27 protein-coding genes are annotated in these 26,087 nt (G+C 73.1%); 18 read left to right on the top strand and 9 right to left on the bottom strand.

The features are described 5' to 3' along the window. Positions 1-10 precede the first annotated feature (10 nt). The 11 genes from ACPPVS_RS09055 (at position 11) to ACPPVS_RS09005 (ending at position 13,121) form a co-directional block, all read left to right on the top strand. Positions 11-538: a hypothetical protein gene (locus ACPPVS_RS09055; RefSeq protein ID WP_426595749.1), complete on the top strand. Its 528-nt coding sequence runs from the start codon at positions 11-13 to the stop codon at positions 536-538. Continuing rightward, positions 535-1,845 (top strand): AAA family ATPase, encoded by a 1,311-nt coding sequence (locus tag ACPPVS_RS09050; protein WP_426595748.1) that lies wholly within the window; start codon positions 535-537, stop codon positions 1,843-1,845. Before ACPPVS_RS09055 ends, ACPPVS_RS09050 begins: the two co-directional genes overlap by 4 nt. Next, positions 1,842-3,113, top strand: a complete 1,272-nt coding sequence (locus ACPPVS_RS09045; RefSeq protein WP_426595747.1) for a hypothetical protein — start codon at positions 1,842-1,844, stop codon at positions 3,111-3,113. The genes ACPPVS_RS09050 and ACPPVS_RS09045 overlap by 4 nt, the downstream gene beginning before the upstream one ends. Beyond that, positions 3,110-4,060, top strand: a complete 951-nt coding sequence (locus tag ACPPVS_RS09040; protein ID WP_426595746.1) for a glutamate ABC transporter substrate-binding protein — start codon at positions 3,110-3,112, stop codon at positions 4,058-4,060. Before ACPPVS_RS09045 ends, ACPPVS_RS09040 begins: the two co-directional genes overlap by 4 nt. Further along, positions 4,057-5,166: a hypothetical protein gene (locus tag ACPPVS_RS09035; protein WP_426595745.1), complete on the top strand. Its 1,110-nt coding sequence runs from the start codon at positions 4,057-4,059 to the stop codon at positions 5,164-5,166. The genes ACPPVS_RS09040 and ACPPVS_RS09035 overlap by 4 nt, the downstream gene beginning before the upstream one ends. Beyond that, positions 5,163-7,451: a tetratricopeptide repeat protein gene (locus ACPPVS_RS09030; RefSeq protein ID WP_426595744.1), complete on the top strand. Its 2,289-nt coding sequence runs from the start codon at positions 5,163-5,165 to the stop codon at positions 7,449-7,451. The genes ACPPVS_RS09035 and ACPPVS_RS09030 overlap by 4 nt, the downstream gene beginning before the upstream one ends. Beyond that, the gene (locus tag ACPPVS_RS09025) at positions 7,436-8,479 is read left to right on the top strand and encodes a protein phosphatase 2C domain-containing protein (protein ID WP_426595743.1); all 1,044 of its coding nucleotides are present in this window, start codon (positions 7,436-7,438) and stop codon (positions 8,477-8,479) included. Before ACPPVS_RS09030 ends, ACPPVS_RS09025 begins: the two co-directional genes overlap by 16 nt. A gap of 28 nt (positions 8,480-8,507) precedes the next feature. Next, complete coding sequence (locus tag ACPPVS_RS09020; RefSeq protein ID WP_426595742.1) at positions 8,508-9,791, top strand: VWA domain-containing protein; 1,284 nt, start codon at positions 8,508-8,510, stop codon at positions 9,789-9,791. After that, entirely contained in the window at positions 9,788-10,483 is a 696-nt protein-coding gene (locus ACPPVS_RS09015; RefSeq protein ID WP_426595741.1) for an FHA domain-containing protein, read from the top strand. The genes ACPPVS_RS09020 and ACPPVS_RS09015 overlap by 4 nt, the downstream gene beginning before the upstream one ends. An 89-nt stretch (positions 10,484-10,572) precedes the next feature. Next, positions 10,573-11,385, top strand: coding sequence for a class I SAM-dependent methyltransferase (locus ACPPVS_RS09010; RefSeq protein ID WP_426595739.1), 813 nt, complete (start codon positions 10,573-10,575; stop codon positions 11,383-11,385). Between the two features lie 95 nt (positions 11,386-11,480). Then, entirely contained in the window at positions 11,481-13,121 is a 1,641-nt protein-coding gene (locus ACPPVS_RS09005) for an MFS transporter (protein WP_426595738.1), read from the top strand. 19 nt (positions 13,122-13,140) lie between these two features. Here the strand turns inward: ACPPVS_RS09005 and ACPPVS_RS09000 are convergent, their stop codons facing one another. Continuing rightward, positions 13,141-13,557 (bottom strand): hypothetical protein, encoded by a 417-nt coding sequence (locus tag ACPPVS_RS09000; protein ID WP_426595736.1) that lies wholly within the window; start codon positions 13,555-13,557, stop codon positions 13,141-13,143. Positions 13,558-13,657: 100 nt separating this feature from the next. Here ACPPVS_RS09000 and ACPPVS_RS08995 point away from each other — a divergent pair, with 100 nt between their 5' ends. Then, positions 13,658-14,098 (top strand): MarR family winged helix-turn-helix transcriptional regulator, encoded by a 441-nt coding sequence (locus tag ACPPVS_RS08995; protein ID WP_426595735.1) that lies wholly within the window; start codon positions 13,658-13,660, stop codon positions 14,096-14,098. Here ACPPVS_RS08995 and ACPPVS_RS08990 read toward each other — a convergent pair. The 3 genes from ACPPVS_RS08990 to ACPPVS_RS08980 are packed head-to-tail and all read right to left on the bottom strand — an operon-like array spanning position 14,095 to position 17,281. Then, positions 14,095-14,874: a hypothetical protein gene (locus ACPPVS_RS08990; protein ID WP_426595734.1), complete on the bottom strand. Its 780-nt coding sequence runs from the start codon at positions 14,872-14,874 to the stop codon at positions 14,095-14,097. The genes ACPPVS_RS08995 and ACPPVS_RS08990 overlap by 4 nt on opposite strands. Further along, positions 14,871-16,358, bottom strand: coding sequence for a hypothetical protein (locus ACPPVS_RS08985; RefSeq protein ID WP_426595733.1), 1,488 nt, complete (start codon positions 16,356-16,358; stop codon positions 14,871-14,873). The genes ACPPVS_RS08990 and ACPPVS_RS08985 overlap by 4 nt, the downstream gene beginning before the upstream one ends. After that, the gene (locus ACPPVS_RS08980) at positions 16,355-17,281 is read right to left on the bottom strand and encodes an ABC transporter ATP-binding protein (protein ID WP_426595732.1); all 927 of its coding nucleotides are present in this window, start codon (positions 17,279-17,281) and stop codon (positions 16,355-16,357) included. The genes ACPPVS_RS08985 and ACPPVS_RS08980 overlap by 4 nt, the downstream gene beginning before the upstream one ends. Before the next feature lie 100 nt (positions 17,282-17,381). On the opposite strand from ACPPVS_RS08980, the gene ACPPVS_RS08975 reads away from it, so the two are divergent. Both ACPPVS_RS08975 and ACPPVS_RS08970 read left to right on the top strand, forming a co-directional pair. Further along, on the top strand, positions 17,382-18,560 hold the full coding sequence (locus ACPPVS_RS08975; RefSeq protein WP_426595731.1) for a sensor histidine kinase: 1,179 nt from the start codon (positions 17,382-17,384) through the stop codon (positions 18,558-18,560). Continuing rightward, complete coding sequence (locus tag ACPPVS_RS08970; RefSeq protein WP_426595730.1) at positions 18,557-19,216, top strand: response regulator; 660 nt, start codon at positions 18,557-18,559, stop codon at positions 19,214-19,216. Before ACPPVS_RS08975 ends, ACPPVS_RS08970 begins: the two co-directional genes overlap by 4 nt. A gap of 7 nt (positions 19,217-19,223) precedes the next feature. Here the strand turns inward: ACPPVS_RS08970 and ACPPVS_RS08965 are convergent, their stop codons facing one another. Continuing rightward, positions 19,224-19,868: a DedA family protein gene (locus ACPPVS_RS08965; RefSeq protein WP_426595729.1), complete on the bottom strand. Its 645-nt coding sequence runs from the start codon at positions 19,866-19,868 to the stop codon at positions 19,224-19,226. A gap of 146 nt (positions 19,869-20,014) precedes the next feature. On the opposite strand from ACPPVS_RS08965, the gene ACPPVS_RS08960 reads away from it, so the two are divergent. Then, a complete protein-coding gene (locus ACPPVS_RS08960) occupies positions 20,015-20,683 on the top strand; it encodes a response regulator transcription factor (RefSeq protein ID WP_426595728.1) in 669 nt (222 codons plus the stop codon). After that, positions 20,680-21,909, top strand: coding sequence for a sensor histidine kinase (locus tag ACPPVS_RS08955; protein ID WP_426595727.1), 1,230 nt, complete (start codon positions 20,680-20,682; stop codon positions 21,907-21,909). Before ACPPVS_RS08960 ends, ACPPVS_RS08955 begins: the two co-directional genes overlap by 4 nt. Here the strand turns inward: ACPPVS_RS08955 and ACPPVS_RS08950 are convergent. Genes ACPPVS_RS08950 through ACPPVS_RS08940 form a run of 3 tightly spaced genes read right to left on the bottom strand, consistent with a single transcriptional unit; the run spans position 21,866 to position 24,532 of the window. Next, complete coding sequence (locus ACPPVS_RS08950) at positions 21,866-22,618, bottom strand: FAD:protein FMN transferase (RefSeq protein ID WP_426595726.1); 753 nt, start codon at positions 22,616-22,618, stop codon at positions 21,866-21,868. The genes ACPPVS_RS08955 and ACPPVS_RS08950 overlap by 44 nt on opposite strands. Positions 22,619-22,622: 4 nt before the next feature. After that, entirely contained in the window at positions 22,623-23,165 is a 543-nt protein-coding gene (locus ACPPVS_RS08945; RefSeq protein ID WP_426595724.1) for an FMN-binding protein, read from the bottom strand. Further along, positions 23,165-24,532 (bottom strand): ferredoxin reductase family protein, encoded by a 1,368-nt coding sequence (locus tag ACPPVS_RS08940; protein ID WP_426595723.1) that lies wholly within the window; start codon positions 24,530-24,532, stop codon positions 23,165-23,167. The genes ACPPVS_RS08945 and ACPPVS_RS08940 overlap by 1 nt, the downstream gene beginning before the upstream one ends. Before the next feature lie 119 nt (positions 24,533-24,651). Between ACPPVS_RS08940 and ACPPVS_RS08935 the strand changes: the two genes are divergently transcribed. Beyond that, on the top strand, positions 24,652-25,038 hold the full coding sequence (locus ACPPVS_RS08935; protein WP_426595722.1) for a nuclear transport factor 2 family protein: 387 nt from the start codon (positions 24,652-24,654) through the stop codon (positions 25,036-25,038). Between the two features lie 22 nt (positions 25,039-25,060). Here ACPPVS_RS08935 and ACPPVS_RS08930 read toward each other — a convergent pair whose 3' ends face one another. Further along, on the bottom strand, positions 25,061-25,426 hold the full coding sequence (locus tag ACPPVS_RS08930; protein WP_426595721.1) for a nitroreductase family deazaflavin-dependent oxidoreductase: 366 nt from the start codon (positions 25,424-25,426) through the stop codon (positions 25,061-25,063). A gap of 61 nt (positions 25,427-25,487) precedes the next feature. On the opposite strand from ACPPVS_RS08930, the gene ACPPVS_RS08925 reads away from it, so the two are divergent. Further along, positions 25,488-26,045: an NUDIX domain-containing protein gene (locus ACPPVS_RS08925; RefSeq protein ID WP_426595720.1), complete on the top strand. Its 558-nt coding sequence runs from the start codon at positions 25,488-25,490 to the stop codon at positions 26,043-26,045. The last annotated feature ends 42 nt before the right edge of the window (positions 26,046-26,087 follow it).

The following is a 26,087-nucleotide window of genomic DNA, read 5'->3' as shown; positions in this document are numbered from 1 at the left end:
CGAGCGCTGGATGAGCTGGTTCGGACGCCTGAGGGGGCGGCGCCCAGAGCTCGAGGTGGTGACCGACCCGCCCGCGCCGACGTCGGCCGAGATCGTCGCGTCCGCGCACGCGGTCGAGCAGCAGATCGTCGGCCGGGTACCCGCCGCCGTGACCGCCCGCGTGCACGCCATCTCGCGGACCGTGGAGGAGATGGCGCCACGGCTCGACCGCCTCGGGGCGGGGAGCCAGCAGGCGTTCACCGTCGTCGCGACCGCGACGAGCTACCTGCCGGAGGCGGTCGGCGGCTACCTGCGCCTCCCCCGCGACTTCGCCGACCGGCGGGTGGTGTCGAAGGGGAAGACGTCCCTGATGCTCCTGTGCGACCAGCTCGACCTGCTCGACCTCACGCTCGACAAGATCTCCGAGGCCGTCTCGCGGCAGGACGCCGACGCGCTGGTCGCGCACGGCATGTTCCTGGCCGAGAAGTTCGGCGGCGGCTCCGGGTTGGAGCTGGCGCCGGACGCGGGACTCGACACCCCTCACGTGGAGCAGCCATGAACCTGACCGAGGCGCTCGACGCGCTGGAGCGTGCCGGCCTCGCCGCCGGTCTGGACGGGGGCGCCGCCCGCGACGAGGGCGCCCGGCTGTCCGCGGCGGTCGCGGAGTCGATCACGGGCGCACCGGCCGCGTGGCTGGCCGCGGTGGGGTCCCCCGACGCGTCGTACGGCGCCTTCTTCGAGGCCGCGGCCAGCGCGCGACGATGGCGCACCTCCCCCACGGACCTGCTGACCGGCCTCGCCGGGACGCCGGCCGCGACGGGCTACTCGGCGGCACTCGTGGAGGTCGTCTCGGCGGCCTGCGACCTCGGGGACGCGGGCATCGACGTCATCGCGCGGGCCTCAGCGACGGCCGCGGTGCAGCGGTCCGTCGCTCCGGGCGCGCCGCCCGCCGTTGCCCTGCCAGGACCGGTGGCACCGACGGCGAAGCCGTCCGCCGCGGACGCGCCGCCCGAGCGCACGCTCGACGACCTGCTGGCGGAGCTCGACGCGCTCGTCGGTCTCGCGGCCGTCAAGGAGCAGATCCGCCAGCAGACGCAGCTCCTGCGGATCGAGCGGCTCCGGACCGAGGCGGGCCTCACGACGCCGACCCTCACACGGCACCTGGTCTTCCTGGGCAACCCCGGGACGGGCAAGACGACGGTCGCCCGCCTGGTCGCGGGCATCTACCGGGCGCTCGGGCTGCTCGCCAAGGGGCACCTGGTCGAGGTCGACCGCTCCGAGCTGGTGGCCGGGTACCTCGGGCAGACGGCGGTGAAGACCTCCGACGTCGTCGCCACGGCGCTCGGCGGCGTTCTGTTCATCGACGAGGCGTACGGCCTCGCCGAGGACCAGTACGGCGCGGAGGCCGTGAACACGCTGGTCAAGGACATGGAGGACCACCGCGACGACCTCGTCGTCATCGTCGCGGGCTACCCCCGGCCGATGGCGAGCTTCCTGGCCACCAACCCGGGGCTCGAGAGCAGGTTCGCGACGACGGTCGAGTTCGCCGACTACTCCGACGCCGAGCTGCGCGAGATCTTCGAGCGGTCCGCCCGCTCCGCCGACTTCGAGCCGACCACCGAGACTCTCGGCCGGTTCGCCGAGATCGCCTCGACGCAGATCCGGGACGAGGGGTTCGGCAACGGTCGCTACGTCCGCAACGTGCTCGACCAGGCGATCGTCAGGCACGCCTGGCGACTGCGGGACGTTGAGCAACCGACCGTGGACCAGCTGCGGCTGCTGCTCCCGGAGGACCTCGTCGACGCCCCCGACGAGCCCGTCGCACCACCCGCCGCCGAGCCGACCCACATCGAGGAGCCCGCGTGACGCAGACGGTCGCACCACCGTTGCTCGTTCCCGTGCCCGAGCCTGACCCCGCGCAGACGAGGCGTGCCTCCGCTCTGAGCAGGACCCCCGGCCGGATGCGCGTCGCGGGGGTCGTCGCCGTCCTGGCCTCGCTCGCGGTCGGCGTGCTCGGGGTGCAGACGGGGCTCGCCCAGTCGCGGGCCTTGGCCAGTGCCGACGCCGACACCCGCCAGCTCGTGGGCATCCAGGACGTGCGCAACGACCTGGTGGTCGCGGACGCCACGGCGACCAACGCGTTCCTCGTCGGCGGCCTGGAGCCCCCGGCCCAGCGGGCGAAGTACGACGCGGCGATCGCCTCGGCCGCGACCGGGCTGGCGCAGCTGGCCGGCTCCAACCAGGCGGACGCCGAGCTGCTGGGCAAGGCGACGGCGGGCCTGACCACGTACACCGGGCTGGTCGAGCAGGCCCGGGCGAACAACCGGCAGGGCTTCCCGGTCGGCGCGGCCTACCTGGACCAGGCGTCGTCGGTGCTCCGCTCCGACGTCCTTCCCGAGCTGGACTCGCTGGTGAAGACGAACTCCGACCGGGTCGACTCGTCGTTCGACGCCGTGAGCGAGACGCCGTGGCTGCTCACGCTCGGGCTGATCGCGCTCGTCGCGTTCGTGGTCGTGCAGAGCTGGCTGGCCCGGCGCACGCACCGCCGGCTCAACTCCGGCCTGTTCTGGGCCACGATCCTGACGCTGGTGGCCAGTGCCGCCGGGGCGCTCGTCCTGGCCACCACCGCCCAGCACTCCGCGAGCGTCCGGACCGGGTCCTACGCCGACACGGTGGCCGTCTCCCAGGCGTACTCGCTGGCCAACGACGCCAAGTCGATGGAGTCGTTCACGCTGATCAAGCGAGGCTCGGGGCAGGCGTACGAGAAGATCTTCCAGACCGAGACGGCCCAGGCACGCACCCTGCTCGCGGGCGTCGACGACGCACTGGTCCAGTCGCTCGACGCGTGGACCGCCGAGCACCAGAAGATCCGCGCGCTCGACGACGCCGGCCAGTGGGACCAGGCTGTCGCCCTGGCGATCAGCCTCGCGCCGGACTCGCCGAACGCCGCCTTCGACGCCTTCTCGACCGCCGCCACGGGCAGCGTCGAGGCCAGCGCCACCGCCACCCAGGACGCGCTGTCCGGGGCCGGCACGGCGGCCGTGCTGGTCGGCTGGCTGATCCTGCTGGCCGGGCTCGTGGCGGCCGTCCTGAGCTGGCGCGGCATCTCGCGGCGGGTGGAGGAGTACCGATGAGGCGCAGCCTGCTCGCCCTCGGCGCGGTGGCCGCAGTCGCGGTCCTCGTTCTGTCCGGGTGCGACCCGTCGAGCACCCCGCAACCGCAGGCCACGGCGACCCCCACACCGACCGCAGCACCCGCCGCTCCGGCGGTGGTGTGCGACGACGCGACCACGTCGTACGCCCCCGACGGCGGCGTCGCGATCCCGGCCGGCAGCACGATGCAGGCGATCAAGACCCGCGGCTCGTTGATCGTCGGGATCTCGGCGGACACGCTGCTCATGGGCTCGCGGAACCCGCTGTCCGGGCAGATCGAGGGCTTCGACATCGACGTGCTGCACCTCGTGTCGGCCGCGATCTTCGACGGCGACCCGAACCGGCTGCAGTTCCGCGTCATCACCTCGGCGCAGCGGCTCGACGTGCTGAAGAACCACGAGGTCGACCTGGTCGCCCGCACGTTCACGATGAACTGCGCGCGCTGGCAGGACATCGCGTTCTCGGCCGAGTACCTGCAGGCCGGGCAGAAGGTGCTGGTGACCCGCGACTCGACGGCCACGAGCATCGACGACCTGTCCGGGAAGAAGGTCTGCGCGCCGGAGGACACCACCACGCTGGACCGCCTCAAGCAGAGCTATCCGAAGATCACGGCCGTGAGCGCCCCCACCCACACGCAGTGCCTGGTCCTGTTCCAGGAGGGCCGTGTGGACGGGATCACCGGCGACGACACGGTCCTGGCCGGGTTCGCCGCACAGGACCCGTACGCCAAGGTCGTCGGCCAGGCCTTCAGCTCCGAGCCGTACGGCGTCGGAGTGGCGGCGGACCAGGTGGACCTGGTCCGGTTCGTGAACGCGGTCCTGGACCAGGCGAAGACGGACGGCACCTGGGCAGCGATGTACGACCGCTGGCTGCACGCCCTCGGGCCGGCACCGGTGCCGCCGGCGTCGGTCTACGGACGGACCCCGTGACGACGCCCGACGCCCCCGACGCACCCGGGCGGCTGGGCGAACCGATCCCGGCGCCCGAGCTGCTCACCTACCTCGGCGGCCTGGACGCCTGGCTGACGGACCGCCGCACCGAGCTGGACCGCCTCGACGCGGCCGCGCAGGCCTCTCCGACGGGCGAGTCCTACACGGCGGACGTGCTCCTCGCGCTCACCATGTGGCAGGCCATCCGCACGCGTGCGGACGAGCTGCTGGTGGTGTGGGACTCGGGCCGGGCGGACGCCGTCGGCCGCGAGAAGATGTCCCGCCTGGTCTGGGGCCGGCTCGACTCGGGCCTCGGTTCGGCGCTCGTGTCGCTCGTCGAGGCCGTCACGCTCTGCGACGCGATGATCGCCAAGGTGCGCGCACGGCTGTCGTTCGACCCGGACAGCGCCGACCAGGCCGAGCGGTTCCGCGGCCTGCGGGCGGGGCTGGTGCGCTGCGAGGACCTGGCGGGGACGGACGCGACCGCCGCCGAGCGCGTCGTCGCGCTGCGGCAGCGCGAGCAGAAGCTGGTCACGCAGGCGGCCCGCGGCGCGGACGTGACCGGCCCGCTTGGCGAGCTCGAGGCGGACGCCGCGCGCGCCGAGCGTGACCTCATCGTGCACGTGTCCCAGCGCCGGACCCTCGAGAAGGGCCGTGCCGACGCGGCCGCGACGCTGGCCGCGCTCGAGACGCGCGAGCCGACGCTGCACGAGCTGGCCGAGCGGTGCCGCAGGGAGATCGCGACGCCTCCCAAGCTCGCCGTCCCCGACGTGTCGCGACTGGGCGCGGTCCCGGACACGCGCCAGGAGCTCGACGCCTTCGTCGACCGGCTGGCCGCCGTCGGCCGGGCGTTCGAGGCGGTCGCCGACGCCTACTCGGCACCCCTGCGCGAGCGTGCGGAGCTGCGCTACAAGCTGACCGGTGCCCACGCCGCCGCCGACACGAACGGCCGCAGCGCGTCGCCGACCGTGCGGTCCGGCTACGAGGAGGCGCACGCCGCGGTGACCGCCACCCCCTGCGACGTCACGATGGCGCGCTACCTCGTCGAGCAGTACCTCTACCTGACCCGCGACCTGCCCACGGCAGCACAGGAGGGATCGCGATGACCGCCATCCACTGCACCGAGCTCGGCTGCGACGGCGTCTACGAGGACGGCTGGTGCAACGTCTGCGGCTCGCCGCAGTCCGCCGGCTCCGGGCCCGCGTCGGCGACGACCCTGCTCGGGACGGGCGTGTCCCAGTCGACCCAGTCCACCTGGACCCCGACCGGCGACGAGGAGGCCGAGCGGTCGACCCGCACCGGCCGCACCAGCTCGAGCCGGTTGGCGACCGCCGCGCTGGGCTCCGCGCGCACGGTCGCCATGACCAGCCGCCCGACCCGCCGCGTCGGCAGCACCTCGACCCGCCTGCGCGGTGCACGGCTCGGCGCCGGGCTGACGACCGTCCCCGCGGCACCGCTCCAGGATCCGCTGCAAGCCGTCATGGCCGTCGCCGAGGTGCCGGAGCGCAAGCGCTTCTGCCCGTCGTGCGGCCACGAGGTCGGGCGCACCCGGGACGGCGTGCCGGGCCGGTCGGCCGGTTTCTGCCCGCAGTGCGGCACCCACTTCGACTTCGCCCCGGCGCTCAGCCCGGGCGACCTGGTCGGCGGGCAGTACGAGGTGGTGGGCTGCCTGGCGCACGGCGGGCTCGGGTGGATCTACCTGGCCCGCGACCGCAACGTCTCGGGCCGGTGGGTGGTGCTCAAGGGTCTGCTCAACTCCGGCGACCCCGACGCGTATGCCGCCGCGATCTCCGAGCGGCAGTTCCTGGCCGAGGTCGAGCATCCCCTGATCGTCGAGATCTACAACTTCGTGATGCACGAGGGCGCCGGCTACACGGTGATGGAGTTCGTCGGCGGCCGTTCGCTGAAGCAGATCCTGCAGGATCGTCGCGACGCCAGCTCCGGGGTGAACAGCCCGCTCCCGGTCGACCAGGCGCTCGCCTTCGTGCTCGAGATCCTGCCTGCGTTCGCGTACCTTCACGACCTCGGGCTGCTGTTCTGCGACTTCAAGCCCGACAACGTGATCCAGCAGGGCGACTCGGTCAAGCTGATCGACCTCGGCGGCGTGCGACGGCTGGACGACCTGCAGTCCGCGATCTTCGGCACGATCGGGTATCAGGCACCCGAGGTCCCGGAGGTCGGTCCGTCCGTGTCGTCGGACATCTACACGATCGGCCGCACGCTCGCGACGCTCGTGCTCGACTTCCGCGGCAACACCACCACCTTCGCGTCGTCGCTCCCCTCGGTGGCCGACACCCCGGTCTTCCAGAAGTACGACTCCTTCTACCGGCTCCTGGCCAAGGCGTGCGCGGCCGACCCGTCGGACCGGTTCGCGACCGTGGACGAGCTGCGCGCCCAGGTGCTGGGGGTCCTGCGCGAGGTGGTCGCCACCGACCGCGGGCCCGGCAGCCCGGCGCTCTACTCGGCCGCCTCGATGCTCTTCGAGTCGCCCGCGTCGGACGAGGCGGGTCACCCGCTCGCCTGGCACCAGCTGCCCGAGCTCAAGGTCGACGCGAGCGACCCGTCGGCGAGCTGGCTCTCCGGCGTGAACGTGAGCGACCCGGTGCAACGACTCAGTGCGCTCGACGAGGCGCCCGAGGACTCCGTCGAGGTCCGGCTGCGGCGGGCCAGCACCGCCATCGAGGCCGGCCGGCAGGACCTCCTGAGCGACACCCTGGCCCAGATGCTTGCCGACGACCCCTGGGAGTGGCGCGCCGCGTGGCTCGGTGGGCTCTCGCAGCTGGCCACCGACGACCCGGTCTCGGCGCGGGCGTCGTTCAACGCCGTCTACGGCCAGGTGCCCGGCGAGCTCGCGCCGAAGCTCGCCCTCGCCACGGCCTGCGAACGCAGCGGCGAACCCGACATCGCCGAGTCCCTGTACGTCACCTGCGCCCGCGCCGACGCCAACTACACGGCTCCCGCAGCGTTCGGCCTGGCGCGCATCCGCAGCGCGCGCGGTGACCTCGACGGGGCGCTGCACGCGCTCGACCTCGTCGCGCCGACGCGGAGCTCCTACGTCGACGCACGCATGATGCGCGCGCGCCTGCTCGCGGGGTCGACGGACGACGTGACGGCGCTGTCGCAGGCGCTGGCAAGCGTCCAGTCCGTGGTCCTGCCTCCACTGCAGCAGGCCGAGCTGAAGGTCGACGTGCTGGGGTCCGCGCTGAGCACCGTGCTGGCCAAGGGCCCGGTCCGCAACGTCACCCTGGGCGGCGTGCCGGCGCACGAGCCGGAGCTGCGGGACGCGCTGGAGGGTGCGCTGCGGCAGCTCGCCACCCTGACGGAGGACCACGACGAACGGATCGCGCTGGTCGATCGTGCGCACGAGATCCGGCGGTGGACCACGTGGTGAGCCTCGTCTGCGCCTCGTGCGGCACGGTCGCCCAGGACGGGTCCCGGTTCTGCGAGCAGTGCGGGTCGCCGCTCGCGGCGCCCGTCGCGGTCGCACCGCCCCCGGCTGCGGCGACCGTCGCCACCTGCCGTGCATGCGGCGGACCGATCGCCGACGACGGGTACTGCCAGGACTGCGGCACCCCGGCGGCCAGCGAACGGGACCACTGGGCCGAGGCCCCGTCGGCCACCCTCGGCGGCGTGTGCGACCGCGGCATCCGGCACACCAAGAACGAGGACGCGATGGCGCTCGGGCTCGCCCGAGACGCCACCGTGCTGGTGGTCTGCGACGGGGTGTCGAGCGTGCCGGACTCCGACCTCGCCAGCCTGGCCGCGGCCCGGGCCGCGCGGGACGTGCTCGTCGGGGGCGTCACGGCCGACGGCGGCACGGCGCGCGTCTCGGCGTGGTCCGCTCTGCTCGTCCGGGCCGCGGATGCCGCGGACAAGGCGATCGCAGCCGCGGTCGGGGACATGGGCGAGCGGCACGACCCGCCGTCGTGCACGTTCGTCGCGGCGGTCGTCGACGGGCCGCACGTGGTGGCCGGCTGGCTCGGCGACTCACGGGTCTACTGGCTGCCCGACGCGGGTGTCCCGACGCAGCTCAGCAGCGACGACTCCGGCGCCAACGACCTCATGACGCTCGGCGTGCCGCGCGCCAAGGCCGAGTCGTCGCCCCAGGCCCACGCCATCACGCGGTGGCTCGGCGCCGACGCGAGCGACGTGGTCCCCCGCACGACCGCCACCCGCGCCCAGGGCGCCGGCTGGGTGCTCGTCTGCTCGGACGGCCTGTGGAACTACTGCTCCGAGGCCACGGCGATGGCCGCCCTCGTCCGCACCGCGCAGTCCGCCGCCGGGGGCGCACCCGAGGCGGTCGCCGCCGAGCTCGTGCGCTGGGCGAACGCACAGGGCGGGGCCGACAACATCACCGCGGCACTCACTCGCATCGGGGTCGTGCCCGCCGCGGTCACGGCCGATACTGTCCACAGCTGACCGAGCGCGCACCGAGAAGGAGCCAGACGTGGCCGAGTTCCACACCGAGGTGTTCCAGAACGAGTTCCTCCCCGAGGGCGCCACGGACGTGCACGCGATCGTCACCGTGACCAGCACGGGGGCCGGGACTGCGGGGGCCGCGTCGGCCGCGGGGACGGTCGCGGAGATCGTCATGGTGGACACGTCCGGTTCGATGCAGGGCCCGAGCATCGACGCCGCCAAGTACGCAGCACAGGTCGCGGTCGACCAGATCGCCGACGGCACCTGGTTCGCGATCATCGGCGGCAGCCACGTGGCCCAGCGCGCGTTCCCCTATCCGAACGCGCCCGTCGCGATCGTGCAGATGGAGCCCGGGGCGCGCCGCGAGGCCAAGCGCGCGATCTCGCTGATGTCCGCGTCCGGCGGCACCGCGATGAGCACCTGGCTGCGACTGGCCGACCAGGTCTTCGCGTACGTCCCGCAGGCCACGCAGCGCCACGCGATCCTGCTCACGGACGGCAAGAACGAGTCCGAGCCGCGCGACGAGCTCTCCAAGGCGATCCGGGACGTGACGGGACGGTTCCAGTGCGACGCGCGTGGCGTCGGTGCCAGGTGGGAGGTGTCCGAGCTGCGCGAGATCGCCTCCGCCCTGCTGGGGACCGTGGACCTGATCGCCGACCCGGCCGACATCGCCGAGGACTTCCGTCGCCTCGTGCAGGCATCGATGTCCAAGGGGGTCGCCGACGCCGAGCTGCGGGTCTGGGCGCCGCAGGGGGCCCAGGTGCTGTTCGTCCGCCGCGTCGCGCCGACGGTCGAGGACCTGACGGCCCGGCGCACGGAGGTGAACGCGCTCACGGGCGCCTACCCGACGGGTGCGTGGGGCGACGAGTCCCGCGACTACCACGTGGCCGTCCGGGTGCCGTCCAAGCCGATCGGGTCGGAACAGCTCGCAGCGCGCGTGCAGATCGCCGTCGGCGGGCAGGTGCTCACGTCGGCGCTGGTCAAGGCGCAGTGGTCCGACGACGACACCCTGACGGCCCGGATCAGCCCGGAGGTCGCCCACTACACCGGCCAGGCCGAGCTCGCCTCGGCCATCCAGGAGGGTCTGGCGGCCAAGGCGGCGGGCGACGAGGCCACAGCCACGGTCAAGCTCGGCCGCGCCGTGCAGCTCGCCCAGGAGACCGGCAACGAGGAGGCCACGAGCCGGTTGCGTCGCGTCGTGGACATCGACGACGAGGAGAAGGGCACGGTGCGTCTCAAGCGGAACGCCGCCAAGCTCGACGAGATGGCGCTCGACACCGCGTCCACCAAGACCACCCGGGTCCGCCGGTGAGCACGGTCCAGTGCCCCAACGGTCACGCCTCCGAGTCGACGGACTATTGCGACATCTGCGGTGCGCCGATCGCGGCCGCGCCGCCCGCCGCCCCGGTCCTGGCCGACCCGCCCGCGGCGACGAGCGCCGCGACGACCTGCTCGAACTGCGGCGCACCCGCCGCGGCCGGTGCCCTGTTCTGCGAGACCTGCGGGTACGACTTCACGACGGGTTCGCTGCCGGTCGCCGCGTCGACGCCGACCCCCGTCGTCGCGCCCCCCGCATCGCCGACTCCCCCGCCCGCCGGACCCGACTCGTGGGTCGCGGAGATCTGGGTGGACCCCGACTGGTACGAGGCGCAGAAGCCCGAGGACCCCATGCCGTCCGTCGGCCTGCCGGGTCTGGTCCCGCTGCGTGAGCGCAGCGTGCTCGTCGGCCGACCGTCGGTGTCCCGCAACATCCACCCCCAGGTCGACTGCGGCGCGGACTCCGGGGTCTCCCGCCGGCACTGCCAGCTGAACACGGACGGCCAGCGATGGTGGGTCGAGGACCTGCAGTCCTCCAACGGCACCTACGTCAGCAAGCCCGGGGAGCCCGTTCCGACGATCCCGATCCCCGTCGGCCAGCGCCGCGAGCTCGAGGACGGCGACCGGCTGTTCGTCGGCGCGTGGACGCGGATCGTGATCCGCAGGGCGCTGCCGGGCGAGGTGTAGAGCCTCCACCGCCACGTCGCGGCCGAAGGGGGACGACCCGGCCGAGGCGGCGTCTGGCCGGCGGGTGTCCTCTGCACCAAGGTGGACCCATGACTGCACCCGAGGGCGTCGCCGGGGTCTTCGACCGGGCGGCGGACACCTACGACGACGTCGGCGTCCCGTGGTTCGAGCCGATCGCGCTGGGCCTCGTCGAGGAACTTGCCGTCCAGCCGGGTGAGCGCGTGCTCGACATCGGTTGCGGGCGCGGTGCCGCGCTGCGGCCGCTGGCGCTGGCGACGGGACCGACAGGTCACGCGCTCGGCATCGATCTCGCGCCTCGGATGGTCGAGCGGACCGCCGAGGATCTGCGCGGCCTCCCCCAGGTCGAGGTCCGGGTGGGTGACGCCCGCGCACCTGCCGTGCCCGCCGCGTCGTTCGACGTCGTGGCGTCGTCGCTCGTGCTCTTCTTCATGCCGGACCCGCCGGCCGCGCTCCGCGCGTGGGTCGCCCTGCTGGTACCGGGCGGTCGGATCGGGATCACGACCTTCGGGACGCAGGACGGTCGGTGGAGCGAGCTGGACGGCGCCTTCACGGCCTACCTGCCGCCGGCGATGCTCGATGCGCGCACGAGCGGGCTTCGCGGCCCGTTCGCCTCCGACGAGGCGATGGAGGAGCTGCTCGTCGACGCGGGCGTCGGGGGCGTCCGCACGGTGCACGGCACGGTCACCGCCGCGTTCCGCGACGCCGAGCACTACCTCGCGTTCACCTGGTCGCACGGGCAGCGCGGGATGTGGGAAGCCGTGCCGGCCGCCGAGCGTCCGGCGGTGCGCACGCTCCTGCTCGAGAGGCTGGACCCGTTCCGCGACGGCGACGGGGCGATCCGGCTCGAGCAGGAGGTCCGCTACACGCTCGGCCAGGCCTGAACCTCGCACGGCTAGCTAGTTGCCGGACGCACCCGACTTGTGAAGACTTTGTGCCGGTCGCTCCCCTCCTCGCGACCCGAACAGGAGCGGAGCCCATGAGCGAGCCGACCGTGACCCCCGAAGCGACCAGCCCGGAACCGGCGGTGGACGCAGCCGGCCCCACGCCTCCGGAGACCGCGGCGGCGCCGCCCACCGGAGCGGTCGGGACGGCGCGCAACATCGCTCTCGCCGCGATGCTCTTCGCCGTCGCCATGACGTTCATCGACCAGACCATCGTCGCGATCGCGTCGCCCAGCATCCAGCAGGAGCTCTCGCTCACGCGGTCGGGCACGCAGTGGGTCATCAACGCCTACCTCCTGGCCCTGGCCGCCACGTTCGCGCTGGGTGGGCGCCTCGCCGACGTCCTCGGGCACCGCCGGATGGTCATCCTCGGCATCGTCGGGTTCGCGGGCTCGTCGGCACTGTGCGGTGCGACGCCCACCGGGTCGGCCGCCGAGACCTGGATCATCACGTTCCGGGTTCTGCAGGGCGTGTCCGCGGCGATCATGATCCCGGCCGCGTTGGCCGTGGTGGTCGCCGCCTTCCCCCTGCACGAACGGGGTCGCGCGCTGGCGGTCTTCTTCGGCGTCAGCGGCGCCCTCACGGCGATCGGCCCGATCGCGGGCGGCTACCTGACCCAGTGGACCTGGCGCGCGATCTTCTGGATCAACATCCCGGTCGCGATCATCGCCCTGGTCCTCACGTTGCTGGCCAAGATCCCGCCGTCCCGTCGCCGCGAGGTCATCGACTGGGCGGGCGCAGGGCTCGTGGCGCTCGGCATGGGCCTGTCGGTCCTCGGCTTCGAGCAGGCACCCGTCTGGGGCTGGGACAGCCCGCTCACCTGGGCCTGCCTCGCCGCCGGGCTGGTGGTGCTGGTGATCTTCGCGCGGTTCGAGCTTCGTCGGCGGAGCCCGCTGATCAAGGTGCGCGTCTTCCGGGACAAGGCGTTCGTCGTCGACAACGTCGTGCTCTTCTTCTCGATGATCGCGTTCGTCCCGGCGTTCTTCTTCGCCAGCACGTACTCCCAGATCTCGCTCGGGTTCGACGCGAACGAGGCCGGTCTCTACCTGCTCGTGTTCTTCGCCGGGTTCGCGCCGGCCGCCCAGGTGGGCGGACGCATGCTCGACCGGGGTGGGGCCCGCCGCCCGATGGTGCTCGGCTCGGCGCTCGGCGCCGTCGGGTTCGCGCTGTGGGCGGACAAGCTCACCGACCTGTCGTTCAACGCGCAGTGGCCCTACATCGTCATGGCGGGTGCCGGCATCGGCCTGCTGCTCGGACCGGCCAGCACGGACGCCGTGAACCGCGCCATCGACGCGTCGTACGGCGAGGTCACCGGCATCACGCAGACGGTCCGCAACTACGGTTCCGCGCTCGGCATCGCGGTGCTGGGCACCGTGCTCGCGACCGTGCTGACCAGCCGGCTCACCGACGCGCTCGTCGGCTTCGGGTTGACGCCGGACGACGCGCACTCGGTCGCGACGGCGGCCGCCCACCAGCAGAACCAGGAGGCCTTCGCGTCGGTACCCGCAGCGTTGCAACCCAAGATCCAGGATGCGGTCGCGCACTCGTTCGCGTCCGCGTCGCAGTGGGTGTTCTACGGCATGGCGATCGCGCTCGGCGTGTCGTTCCTCGCCGCCCTGCGGCATCCGCGCACGCCGCGCACGGAGGCCGCGGCATCGAGCACCGCGTCGGTGTGACCCGCCCGCCGAACGCCCGTCAGGAGGCGGCGAGCTCAGCGTCGGCACGCTCGGTGACGAGCGTGAGGACCCGGCCCGCGACCTCGAGGTCGGCGGGCGGCACGTCGCCGTAGAGCCGTTCCGTGATCGCGGAGATCTGTCCGAGCACCATGCCGAACCGTTCGGCACCCGCCGGCGTCAGCGTCAGCCGGTCGTCCTCGCCAGCGACCAGGCCGAGCGCGATCACGCCGTCGACCGCGTCCTGCGCGGCCTCGTCGTCGATCTTCAGGCCGCCGACGAGGCGCCCGACGAGCTGCCCGCGATCGGCGACCCCGGCCTGGAGCTGGTTCACAGCGACCCACTGCTCGAACCGCAGGCCGGTCGATCGCAGCTGCCGTTCCAGCAGCGTGCGGGTCGCGCGCTCGGCCTGTCCGATGATCTGTCCGTTGAGCGTCATGGTCGATCCCTCGCTAGTCGTTGGTGGGACTAACGTTAGACCGCTGAACGAATGACCGCAAGACGTTCGAGCGGCGAACGATCCTGCTAGGTTCGGCGCCATGACCGGACCTTCCAGAGTCGCAGCGCTGCCCAGCTGGCTGCTGACCCAGACGGCGGCCCATGCCCATCGCCTGCTCGTGGAGCGGCTGTCTGCGATCGGCGCCCGGGGGTACGACTACCGCATCCTCGCGGCACTGGCCGAGCACGGCCCGACCAGCCAGGCGGACCTGGGTCGCGGCACGGGCATCCACCTGAGCGACATGGTCGGCTGCCTGAACGACCTCGAGACCGCGGGCCACGTCCAACGCCTGCCCGACCCGGCCGACCGACGTCGTAACGTCGTGACGATCACGGGGCCGGGCCGGGAACGGATGCAGATGCTGGCTGTGCAGGCCGACCTCGTCCAGGAGGACCTCCTGGCTCCCCTGTCCGCCGACGAGCGCGCGCAGCTGACCGGTCTGCTCACGCGGTTGCTGGCCCACCACGACGCACCGGGCTAGGCGTCGCGGCTGATCAGCGCCAGCCCGCCGAGCAGGGCCGCGACCAGCGCGTATCCCCCGAGGAGCGCCAACCCGGGCCACGCGCCGATGTGCAGGGCCCCGAGGTCGCGGGTCGCCTGGACGGCCAGACCGGCGTCCATCGGCGCGAACCGGTGGATCCGGTCCTGCCAGTCGGCGTCGACAGCCATGGCGAGAAGGGGCGCGACGAACAGCGCTGCCAGCACGATCGTCACGGCGGCTGCCGTGTCCCGCACGATCAGTGCGGTCCCGGCGCTGAGCACCGCGACCAGGACGAGGTAGACGACGGTCCCCACGGCCGCACGGGTGGCCAGGGCGTCGAACCCCGCGTCCGGGTAGCCCGAGGCCGCGGTGAACCCTCGACCGGCCAGCAGGCCGCGCCCGACCACGACAGCGGCGAGCACGCCGACGCCGCCGGCGACGAGGGTGGACGCCGAGACCAGGACCAGCTTGGCGCAGACGACGACCGAGCGTCGTGGCACGGCGGCGAGCGTCGTCGTGATCGTCTCGGTGGCGTACTCGGAGCTCACGACGAGGACCGCGAGGGCGGCAACGCCCGCCTGCGCCAGCCGCACTCCCGTCAGGCTCAGCTTGACGGTGTCGCACGTGCCGCTGCAGGCGTCGGTGTCGAGCGTCCCGGTGATCGCGGCCGCGAGCCCCACCATCGACACCACGACGAAGGCCAGCAGCCACCAGGTGCTCGCCAGCGTGCGGGCCTTGGTCCACTCCGCGTGCAGCGCAGGCCCGAACCCGCTCATGCGTCGCGGCTCCGCAGCTGCCACCAGGAGAGCCCCATGCCGACGGCGGCGTAGACGAGGACCACCGCGATGCCGACTCCGGCACCGATGAGCGCCCAGGGTTCCGCGAGCCCGTCGGTCGGCGGCTTCGACCGCATCGTCGCGAGGCCGCCGGCCAGGGTCGTGTACATGAGCCACCTCGGCGAGGTGCCGGGCAGCACCGTCCCGGCGATCAGCGGGAGCAGCAGCAGGACGATCGTGAGCGTGATCGCGGGTGCGCTTCGCCGCAGCAGCATGCCTGCGGCCAGCGCGACGAGCGTGACGGCGGTCATGAACGCTGCGGTCAGCAGCAGGGTCCGTGCGACCGCCGGGTCGGCCAGCGACGGGTCGGGGAAGGCGGGCGGTGCCATGCCGTTGCCCTGCAGGATGGGGACCGCGACGAGGAAGGACACGACCACCGCGACCAGGCTGAGCACGTACGTGGCCGCACCGAGCACGATCGCCTTCGCCGCCAGCACCCGGCCGCGTCGCGGCGTGGCCGTGACGGTCGTCCGGATCAGACCGCGCCGGTACTCCGAGGTACCGAACAGGACGCCGAGGCAGATCAGGGCCAGCACCCCGGGGATCACACCGAGCAGGGTCGACTCCACGATGTCGTCGTCGGGCGCCTGAGGCCCCACCTTGCCGGTGCCGACGATCGTGTAGGTGTCACCGTCCTGGGTGAGGACCGCAGGGGTCGGGCTTGCGTCGTTGTTCAGGGGGCCGAGCTCCTCGATCGGCATCGTCACCTGAGCGGCCGTCCAGTCGCCGTCCGGATCGACGCCGGTGAAGGTGGCGACGGCGGACGTGGGATGGGCTCCGACCGAGGCGCCGCCCATGCCGCGGCCGACGAAGCTCGCGGGTGCGGACGAGACCGCCATCCCGATCTCGGCGGCAGACGGCACGTGAGCCGGCGTCATCGTCGCGATCGTGTGCCAGGTGTGCCCGTCGGCGGACTCGTACCCGGTCACGGCGTCGCCGGACCGCGTCAGGCGCAACCACCGCGCGCCGCTGCTCGCGCTACCGGCCACGTCATCGGTGAAGTCGGACTGCATCCGCACGCCGTGGCTCCCCGTGAGCAGGACCGACACGTACGACGAGCCGCTGGTGGTGCCGTCCTTGAGCGTCAGCCCGGCAGCGATGTCGGTCCACGGGGTCGTCGGCGACTGCGTCCCGTGCGCGGACCCCGGCCGCTGGCCCTCCGGATCGGCCACCGGCTCGAGCGAGGTCACGTCGACGGTCAGCGTGGTGTCACCCGTCACGGTGCGGTGGACGAAGCCGAGCTCGTCCGCGACCGGGGCGCCGCCGGGACCCACGACGAAGTTTGGGTGCTCGTTCACGTCCGTCATCGAGCCCTGGGCGCCAAGCATGCTGACGCCGACGGTCAGCACCATGGCCAACGCCATCGTGAGGAGCCAGCGCGGCACCGTCCGGAGCTTCGTCCACTCCGCGAGGATCGTGCTCATCGGGCACCACCCTCGCTCGCCGCGAACTCGACCGACCCGCGGGTGAGATCCATGTAGGCCTCCTCGAGAGAGGCCCGATGGCGGCGCAGCTCGGTGAACGACACCCCGGCGCCGGTGAGCAGGCCCGCGATCGCGTCGCCCGCCAGCCCCTGCACGACGATGCTCTGCGCGCTGCTCACCGCCGCGGTCGCCCCCGCGTTGGCCAGGACGGCCACGGCCTCCGAGCGGAGCAGCGTGAACACCTCGACCTGGTCCTTCGAGGCCGTGGCCAGCAGGTCCGCGACGGTCGTCTGCGCGACGAGCCGCCCTCGGCCGATGATCACGAGGCGGTCGGCGGTGTCCTGGAGCTCACCCATGAGGTGGCTGGACACCAGGACCACCCGACCCTCGGACGCGAGCCGGCGCATCAGCTCGCGGATCCAGATGATCCCGTCCGGGTCGAGGCCGTTGGTCGGCTCGTCGAAGAGCAGGACGGGCGGGTCCCCGAGCAGCGCGGCGGCAATCCCGAGCCGCTGCCGCATGCCGAGCGAGAAGCCGCCGGCGCGCTTGCGGGCGACGGATGCCAGTCCGACCTCGTCGAGGACCGAGTCGACCCGGCGGCCCGGGATGCGGTTGCTCTGCGCGATCCAGAGCAGATGGTCGCGGGCACGTCGGCTCGGGTGCACGGCGTCCGCGTCGAGAAGGGCGCCCACCTGCGTGAGCGGGCGATCGAGCGCCCGGTAGCGCACGCCGTTGACCAGGGCCTCCCCGGCGTCGGGGGCATCGAGGCCGAGAACGACGCGCATGGTCGTGGACTTGCCGGCGCCGTTGGGGCCGACGAAGCCGGTCACCTCGCCCGGTCGGACGCTGAACGTCAGGTCGTCGACCGCGAGGGTGCCGCGGTACCGCTTGGACAGGGCGCGCACATCGAGGGAGGGCTGCATGACGACGACGCTAGGAGCCGGCCCGGGCCGGGTCGTCACGCAGCAGCGGGATCTTCGCCTCCCCCGCCCGGGGGATGACACCGCAGGTCACAATGGACGGATGAGATGGCGTCCGGGTCCCGCGGCGTGGCCGGTCGCCGCGGTAGCGCTCAGCGTCCTGGTGCTGATGCAGGCGGGGGCCGGCGTCACGTCCACGTCGCAGGTGGCACCGACGGGCAGCGGCATCGCGCCGAGCGCGGACCGCCCCGGGGACACGCTCGTCGCGGTCCTGCTCGCGCTGGGGATGACCGCGCCGGTCGCGCTGGCCGGGCGCTGGCCGGTGCCGGCAGCGTCACTGACGACTGCCGCCACGACGCTCTGCCTGGTCGCCGGGCTGCCACCGTCCGTGGGCGGCCTCGTGGCGCTCGCGGTGGTGTTCGCCGCCGTCGGCTGCACGCGGCCGCCGTCGCGGCTCGCGTGGTTGGCCGCCCCGCTCGCCGCGTGGGTCGTGCTGGCCGGGCGCTTCCTCCCCGAGGGCCGGGGCACGGCCCTCGCCGTCCTCCTGCTGGCCGCTGGCGCGGGTGCCGCGGGCGCGTTCTGGCGGCTGCGCACCGAGTCGCGCCACAAGGACGCCGTGGTCGAGGCAGCGGCGGAGTCGACGGTGGAGCACCTCGCGCGCGGCGAGCGGGCACGCATCGCGCGCGAGCTGCACGACGTCGTCGCCCATCACGTCTCCCTGATCGCCCTGCAGGCCGACGCCGCCCGCCTCACGACGCCGGGGATGCCGCCGGAGGGCGCCGAGAAGCTCGTCGCGATCGGCGACACCGCCCGGACAGCCCTGACCGAGATGCGCCGCCTGCTGGGGGTGCTGCGCGAGGACGCCGACGCCGCCGACACGTCCAGCCGTTCGCCGCAACCGGGCCTCGACCAGCTGACCGAGCTGCTCGACGACGTCCGGGTGGTCGGCCGCGGCGGCGCCCGGCTCATCGTCACCGGCCAGGTCGCGCCGCTCGACCAGGGCATCGAGCTCACCGCGTACCGCATCGTCCAGGAGGCCCTGACCAACGCGCGGCGGCACGCGGCCGGTGCGGCGGTCGACGTCGAGCTGGACTACCGGACCGACGAGCTCGTCGTCCGGGTGCGGGACGACGGACCCGGTCCGGGCCCCGGACCCGTCGGCCACGGGCTCTCCGGGATGCGCGAGCGCGTCGCGATGGCCGGCGGCACGCTGTCGACCGGACGCGGTCCGAGCGGGGGTTTCGTGGTGCAGGCCGTGCTCCCCCGCGGCAGCGCGGCGTGACCCGCATCGTCGTCGTGGACGACCAGGAGGTGGTCCGCGCGGCGTTCGGCGCCCTGCTGGCGACCCAGGAGGACTTCACGGTCGTGGGTGCGGCCGCCGACGGCGCGCAGGCGGTGCTCCTGTGCCGCGCGGAGCGACCCGATGTCGTCCTGATGGACGTCCGGATGCCCGTCATGGACGGCATCGAGGCCACCCGGCGGATCGTCCAGGACGACTACCGCCCGCGGGTGCTCGTGCTGACGACCTTCGACCTCGACGAGCACGTCTACGACGCCCTCGAGGCCGGCGCGAGCGGGTTCCTGCTCAAGGACGTCACGGCCGAGCGGCTGTTCGACGCGGTCCGCGTGGTCGCCGCTGGCGACGCGCTGCTCGCGCCGACGATCACCCGCCGACTCGTCGCCGAGTTCGCGCGACAGCGCGCCCGCCGCCCGGACACCACGGCCGTGGTCGCCGGCCTGACACCCCGTGAGGCGCAGGTGCTGCTGCTCGTCGCTGAGGGGTTGTCCAACACGGAGATCGCCACGCGGCTGGTCGTCGGCGAGGAGACGGTCAAGACGCACGTCAGCCGCGTCCTGACCAAGCTGGGCCTGCGCGACCGCACCCAGGCGGTCGTGCTCGCCTACGAGTCGGGGCTGGTCGTCCCGGGCGACCGGTGACGGCGGGTCATTCCGCCTCGGCCTCCTCGGACTCGCGCTCGCCCGCGCGCTCGGCCCGGCGCTTGCGCACCCGCCAGACGACGTACGCGACGACCGCGGCGACAGCGACCGCGATGGCGAGGCCCTCGCCGATCCGGGACGCGATCCGCTCGTACGCGGTGCCGATGAAGTAGCCCAGCAGGACGGTGGCGACCCCCCAGACGATCCCGCCGGCAGCGTTGGCCGGCAGGAAGCGCCGGTACGGCATCCGCGAGGCGCCGGCCAGTGCGGGCATCATGGCGCGGAAGAACGCCGTGAACCGCCCGAGGAACACCGCCGACTGGCCGCGCCTGGCCAGCAGGTCCTGCGCCTTGGCGATCCCGTCCTGCCGGTCCTTCAGGAAGCGCGACGCGAACAGCCGGGGACCTACGTGCTTGCCCACCTCGTACCCCACGCTGTCGCCGAGGATCGCGGCGAGCACGACGACGGGGATGAGGACCGCCAGCTCGATGCGCCCCTGGCTGGCCAGCACGCCGCCCAGGATCACCACCGTCTCGCCCGGGAGCACGAAGCCGAAGAACAGCGCGTCCTCGGCGAACACGAGCGCGAAGATCACCGCGTAGACGACCCCCGCGGGTACGGTCTGCAGCCAGGTGGTGAAGCTGTCGAGCATCGACGGTCTCCCCGTGGTCGCTGGCGGTAGGGCCCGAGTATCTCCCGGCCGGGCAGGTCGCCGCCGCACGACTCTCAGGGGATCCGAAGGTGCCGTCCGCCACGCTCACGGCGACCCGGGTTCGCATCGGAGAGGTACGGCACTGCATGGAGGACGAAGCACGGCTGCTCCTCGTGGAGGACGACCGGCGGCTGGCCGCGATGCTCGAGCAGGTCCTGCAGGGCGAGGGCTACACGGTCGACGTCGCGCTCGACGGGCAGCGAGGGTTGCACCTCGGGCTGACCCGGAGCTACTCAGTGATCGTCCTGGACCGCGGCCTGCCCGGGATCGAGGGGCTCGACCTCCTGGGTCGGCTGCGCTCCAAGGGCGTCGTGGCGCCGGCGCTCGTGCTCTCGGCGCTGGCCAACCCCGCCGACCGGGTCGCAGGCCTCGACGCCGGTGCCGAGGACTACCTCAGCAAGCCGTTCGACCTCGACGAGCTCGCGGCGCGCCTGCGGACGCTGCGGCGCAGGGCGCACGGTCCGGCACCGTCGGTGCTGCCCGTCCCCGGTGGCACGTTCGAGGTCGAGTCGCGCCGCGTGGTGCGGGCGGACAGCGAGGAGCGGGGTCTGTCGGAGCGGGAGGCGGCGCTGCTCGGGCTCCTCGCGCGACGCCCCCGGCAGGTGTTCAGCCGGTCGGACATCCTGTTCCAGGTGTTCCCGGACGTGTCCGACGAGGGAGTCGTCGACACCTACGTGTACTACCTGCGGCGCAAGCTCGGGAAGTCCGCCGTCACCACCGTCCGGGGCGCCGGCTACCGGCTGGGTGAGCTGTGAACGGGCTGACCGAGGCCGAACGCCAGACCCTTCGGAGCGCGTCCTGGCGGTTCGGGCTGCAGACGGCCGCGCTCGTGCTGGTCGTCATCCTGGTCGTCGCGACGACCGTGCTCGTCGTCGTGAGCCGTTCCCTGCACGGTCGGGGCGAGGCTCTGATCGCGTCGACGGCCCGATCCATCGACGCCGTGCACGACGCAGGTCCCGGCATGTGGGTCGCCATCGTCGCCGACGGCAGCACGGACGCGTCGGCGAACCTCCCGACCGGCCTGCCGGACGTGACCGCGATCCAGCGGGCGACGTCGAGCGGTCGGGCGGTCCGGACGGCCGTGGAGACCGACCAGGGCGTCCTGCAGGTCGTGACCGTGCCGCACGACGGTCGCGTCGTGCAGGCGGCGCTCGACCCACGCCCCGCGCACGAGGAGATGGAGAGGCTCGAGGCGGCGCTCCTGGTGGCCGGCGGCCTCGGCATCGTCCTCGCCGGTCTCGGTGGTGTCTGGCTCACGCGGCGCGCGGTGCGACCCATGGCGTCCGCCCTGAGCCTCCAGCGACGGTTCGTCGCCGACGCCAGCCATGAGCTGCGGACGCCGCTGACGTTGCTCTCGACACGGGTCCAGCTGCTCGATCGGCACCTGACCGACCGTGCGGGGACGTCGGCGCGGGTCCGCGAGGACGTCGACGGGCTCCTCGGCGACGCCGCTGCTCTTGCGGGCGTCCTGGACGACATGCTCCTGACGGCCGATCCGCGCTCCGTCGACGCGGTGCCGCTCGACGTCTCTGCCGTCGCCGACGAGGTCGTCGAGGCGGCTCGCGCCGCGGCTGACCAGCGTGGCCTCCGTCTGACCCGGACCGGCGATGCCACAGCCATCGCGCTCTCCGGGTACGCCTCGACGCGCCGAGCCGTGACGGCGCTGGTCGACAACGCCCTCGACCACGCGACCTCGCAGGTCGAGGTCGGGGTCGTGGTCTCGGGCGCACGGGTCACGGTCGCCGTCCGAGACGACGGACCCGGACTGGGGTCGCAGGGGGCCTCGGTGTTCGACCGGTTCGCCTCGGCCCGCAGGGACGACCACCGGCGCCGACGCCACTACGGGCTCGGGCTCGCGCTCGTCGCCGAGGTCGCCACGCAGTACGGCGGGGCCGTCGCGGCGGGAGCGCGCAGCGACGGGGCGACCGGCGCCGAGATCAGCCTCTGGTTCCCAGCAGCGCCGCACCTGGGGCGTCGGTGAGCATCCGACCGTCCGCGCCGACGGCGATGACGGCCGTCGCCCCGTGCTCGCCCGCCCACGCCACGCCGGCCGGGCCGAGCGCCAGGACGGTCGTCGCCAGGACGTCCGCCCGGGCGAGGTCCGGGGCCACCACGGACGCCGAGACCAGCTCGGTCGCGAGCTCACCGGTGCGCCCGTCCCAGACGTGCGCACCCCGCTCGTAGGTCCCGGACGTCGCGACGGCGCCGTCACGGAGCTCCAGCACGACGAGGAACACCTGAGGATCGCTCGGATCCCGGATGCCGACGTGCCAGCCGCGACCGGGTTCGGGCTCGCCGCGCGTGACCACGTCGCCGCCCGCGTTGAGGCAGAAGCTCCGCACTCCCCCGTCGACGAGGACGTCGGCGGCGCGCTGCGCGGCCCAGCCCTTCACCACGCCGTCCGTGTCGAGCGTGCCGTCCGGCCTGCGCACCGAGAACGCGCCGCCGGAGTCCTCCCACGCCTGGCCGGCGACCGCCAGCACCGCGCGCAGGTCGTCGGACAGCTCCGCGGGACGGAGCTCACCGCGCCCGAAGCGACTCACCTCGCTGGCCGGGTCGTACCTGCTGAAGCGGCGGTCGGCCTCCCGGAGGACCTCGAACGCGCGGTCGACCAGCTCGGGCGTCCCGGGGTCGTCGTCGCGGACGTCCACCGACATCGGGATGCCCATCACCGTCTCGAGGTGACGCACCCGCTCAGCCGTGCTGGTCGATGGCGGACTGGACGGACGCGGCGTAGGAGTCGGAGGTGTAGGTCGCCCCGGAGACGGTGTCGATGTGGGCCGACTGCGCGGAGATCACCTCCTGCGCGAGAATCGGGACCGCCTCCTGGTTGATCCGCTGGTCCTCACGCTCCCGGTTGGGCACCTGCAGCGTCTGCACGTCGGTGATCTGGCTGCCGGTGAAGGTCACCGACACCTGCACGTTTCCGTAGCGGTTCTGCTCGACGGACCCGACGATCGTGACCGTGTCGGAGGTCGTCGTGGATCCGCTGTCCGTGCCCGTGGAGGTTGCACCGGAGCTCGAACCGCTGCTCGTCGAACCGCTGCTCGTCGAACCGCTGCTCGTCGAACCGTTGCTCGTCGTTCCGCTGCTCGTCGAACCGGTGCTCGTCGTGCCTGCTGCGGCCGAGGATGTCGTGCTCGGCACGGCGGGCGCGAACTTCGCGACGCCCGCTGCCGTCATCGCGGCGGCGGCCCCCACGAACAGCAGGGTGCCGCGCCAGGGTCGGCTAGCCATCAGCCCAGCTCCTCTCGGTGGATCGCGGTCGGCGGGACGCCGAGCGCTCGTGCGGACCGGACGACAGCATCGATCATCGGGTCAGGTCCGCAGATGAAGACGTCCCGCTCGGCGATGTCAGGGACGAGCCTGCGCAGGTGCGCCGGAGCGAGCGGGTCGTAGCGCAGCTCCGCTCGTCGGCCGGGCACCGGCACGTAGCGCAGCCACGGGGACGGCGTGAACTCGGCCGCGAGGGCAAGCCCGTCGGCGGTGTGCGCCCGGTGCACCACCACGAGCTCGTGCCCGCGGCGCAGGAGCTCCTCGGCGAGGGCGCGGACGGGACCGACCCCGGCACCGCCGGCCACGAGCAGCACCTTGTGCGTCGAGGCGCGGTCGGCGGTGAACCGGCCGAACGGACCCTCGACCTGCACGCGTGTGCCGGGGCGGAGGGCCTCGACCGCTCCGGAGTGGTCGCCGAGCGCGCCGACCGTGAACCGCATGCTGTCCGCCGTCGGCACCATCGACAGCGAGTACGGGTGCGCCGTGCCGAGGTGACCGCGGGTCAGGAACCGCACGAGGAAGTACTGACCTCCGCGAGCGTCGAGGCGGTCCAGGGACGCCCCGGTCAGCCAGACGCTCGCGAGGTCGCGGCCCTCGCGCACCACCTGCGACACGCGCAGCGCGTTGCGTCGGTGGTCCAGCAGGGGCAAGGCGACCCGCCACGTCAGGATCGCGGCCGCCGTCGCCGAGTAGAGCGCGATCCAGGCCGCCTGGGCCAGGCGGTCCGCGACGAAGTGGGTGCCGCCGGCGACCTGGTGGAAGAACGCCAGGAAGATGCCGACGTAGATCGTCAGGTGCAGCCCGAACCACAGCTCGTAAGAGAGCGCGCGCCGTGCGAGCCGGGCACTCGACAGCCCGACGACGAAGAACAGGACCGTGCCGATCAGCGCGAGCCAGAGGTACGGCTGCCTCGCGAGGACGCTCGGCACCTCCGACCAGAGCGAGGTGGAGTCGAGCAGCGCGCCGCCGATGATCATGAGCAGCACGTGGGTCAGCACCAGGAGGACGACCGTGGTGCCCAACGAACGGTGCCAGGACACCAACCGGTCGAACCCGACCGAGCGTTCGAACCACGGCACCCGCGCGACGAGCAGAAGCTGCGCGCAGACGAGGAAGGAGGCCAGCAGCCCGGCGAGCTCGCCGACGCTCATCAGGGCGCCGCCCGGTGTGTACCCCACCGCCGACGACGTGCCGAACCACCAGAACGCCACCACGGCCAGGGAGCCGACCCAGAGCCCTGTGAGCGCGCCGGAGAGCCGACGTGTCGGTGCGGGTCGGCGCGTGGCGGCCGTCCGGACGGGTGTGGCGACGCGGGTCGTCGTGGTCATGCAAACGAGTCTGCATGCCCTAACTCGGAGCAGTCTCGGAACTTCCTGTGAGTCAGCCCTGCGAGCTCCGCGCCCGAAATCCACCCGACGAAGCACGCCGTCGCTGCGACACTGTCGCCATGAGCCTGCCTGACCCGATCCTGTTCAGCGCGGAATGGGAGGCCGCGTGGAACGCCCACGACCTCGACGCGATCCTGTCCCACTTCGACGACGACGTGGTGTTCACCTCGCCCGTCGCCGTGCAGCTCCTGCCCGAGACGGGCGGGGTGCTCCGGGGCAAGGCGCAGCTGAGGGCGTACTGGGCCGAGGGGCTGCGGCTCATCCCGGACCTGCACTTCACCGTCGAGGACGTCTACGCCGGCGTGACGGCGCTGGTGATCCACTACCGCAACCAGCGGGGCAGCTCGGTCGACGAGGTGCTCGTGTTCGGTGACGACGGCCTGGTCGTGCAGGGACACGGGACCTATCACGCGCACGAGTCGAATCCCGCGGGCGCACGCTCCTAGGCGACGCCGAGGACGTGTCCGGCTACCGCGTGCCGGAGACGGTGAGCTCGATGAGCGGGCTCTGCACCATCATCACGTCGATGTCGTCGCGACCCCACCGCCGTGCCGCGGCCTCGATCAGGGGCCGGCGCTCGTCCGGGTCCTCGACCACCCTGGCCAGCGCGGGCACGTCCGCGGACGCGCCCGCCTTAAGGTGGATGACGACGTGCGGGTCGGCCGCCACGTTGTGGATCCAGGCGCGGGTGGTCGGCGACGGCATGCCCGAGATGAACAGGCGGCCGTCGAGGTGATGGAGGTAGATCTCGATCCGGCGGGGCTCTCCCGAGCGCCGGCCCGTCGTCGTGAGGTCGATGACCTGGCTGCGGTGCAGCGCCGCGGACGTGTCCATGCGGCTCACTCTGGGCGGACGGGCAGGTGGGTGCAACCGGTCGGTCCGGCAGTCTTGGCCCATGAGCCCCTGGCGCACCCGCACGTCGACGACCATCTACGAGAACGCGTGGATCCGCCTGCGCGAGGACGAGGTCGACCGCCCCGACGGGAGCGCCGGCATCTACGGCGTCCTGGAGGTGCGCAACCCGGCCGTGTTCGTCGTCCCCGTGACCGACGACGGGCACGTCGTCCTCGTCGAGGTCGCGCGCTACACGACGGGCAGCGGATCGCTCGAGGTGCCCGCCGGCGGTTCCGACGGGCAGGACCCGCTGCTGGCCGCCCAGCGGGAGCTGCGTGAAGAGACCGGCCTGGTGGCGGACAGCTGGGACGCCATCGGCTTCATGTTCGCGCTCAACGGGGTCAGCCACGCGCCGGAGCACGTGTTCCTGGCGCGCGGGCTGCGCCCGTCCGACGCGCGGGCCGACGTGCCGACCGAGCAGGCCGAGGAGGGCATCACGGCCGTGCGGACCCTGCCCTGGGCCGACGTCGTACGCCTCGTCGCGGACGGCACCATCACGGACGGTGAGACCGTCGCCGCCCTCATGTACGCGGCGATCGCGCTGGGACGCCTGACGTAGGACTGCGCGTAGACGCACCCCGCCGCCCGTCGGTAATGTCCC

This window comes from Cellulomonas sp. McL0617 (genome assembly GCF_049994875.1).
Classification (GTDB): Bacteria; Actinomycetota; Actinomycetes; order Actinomycetales; family Cellulomonadaceae; genus Cellulomonas.
This window is presented reverse-complemented; position numbering and strand designations above follow the sequence as displayed.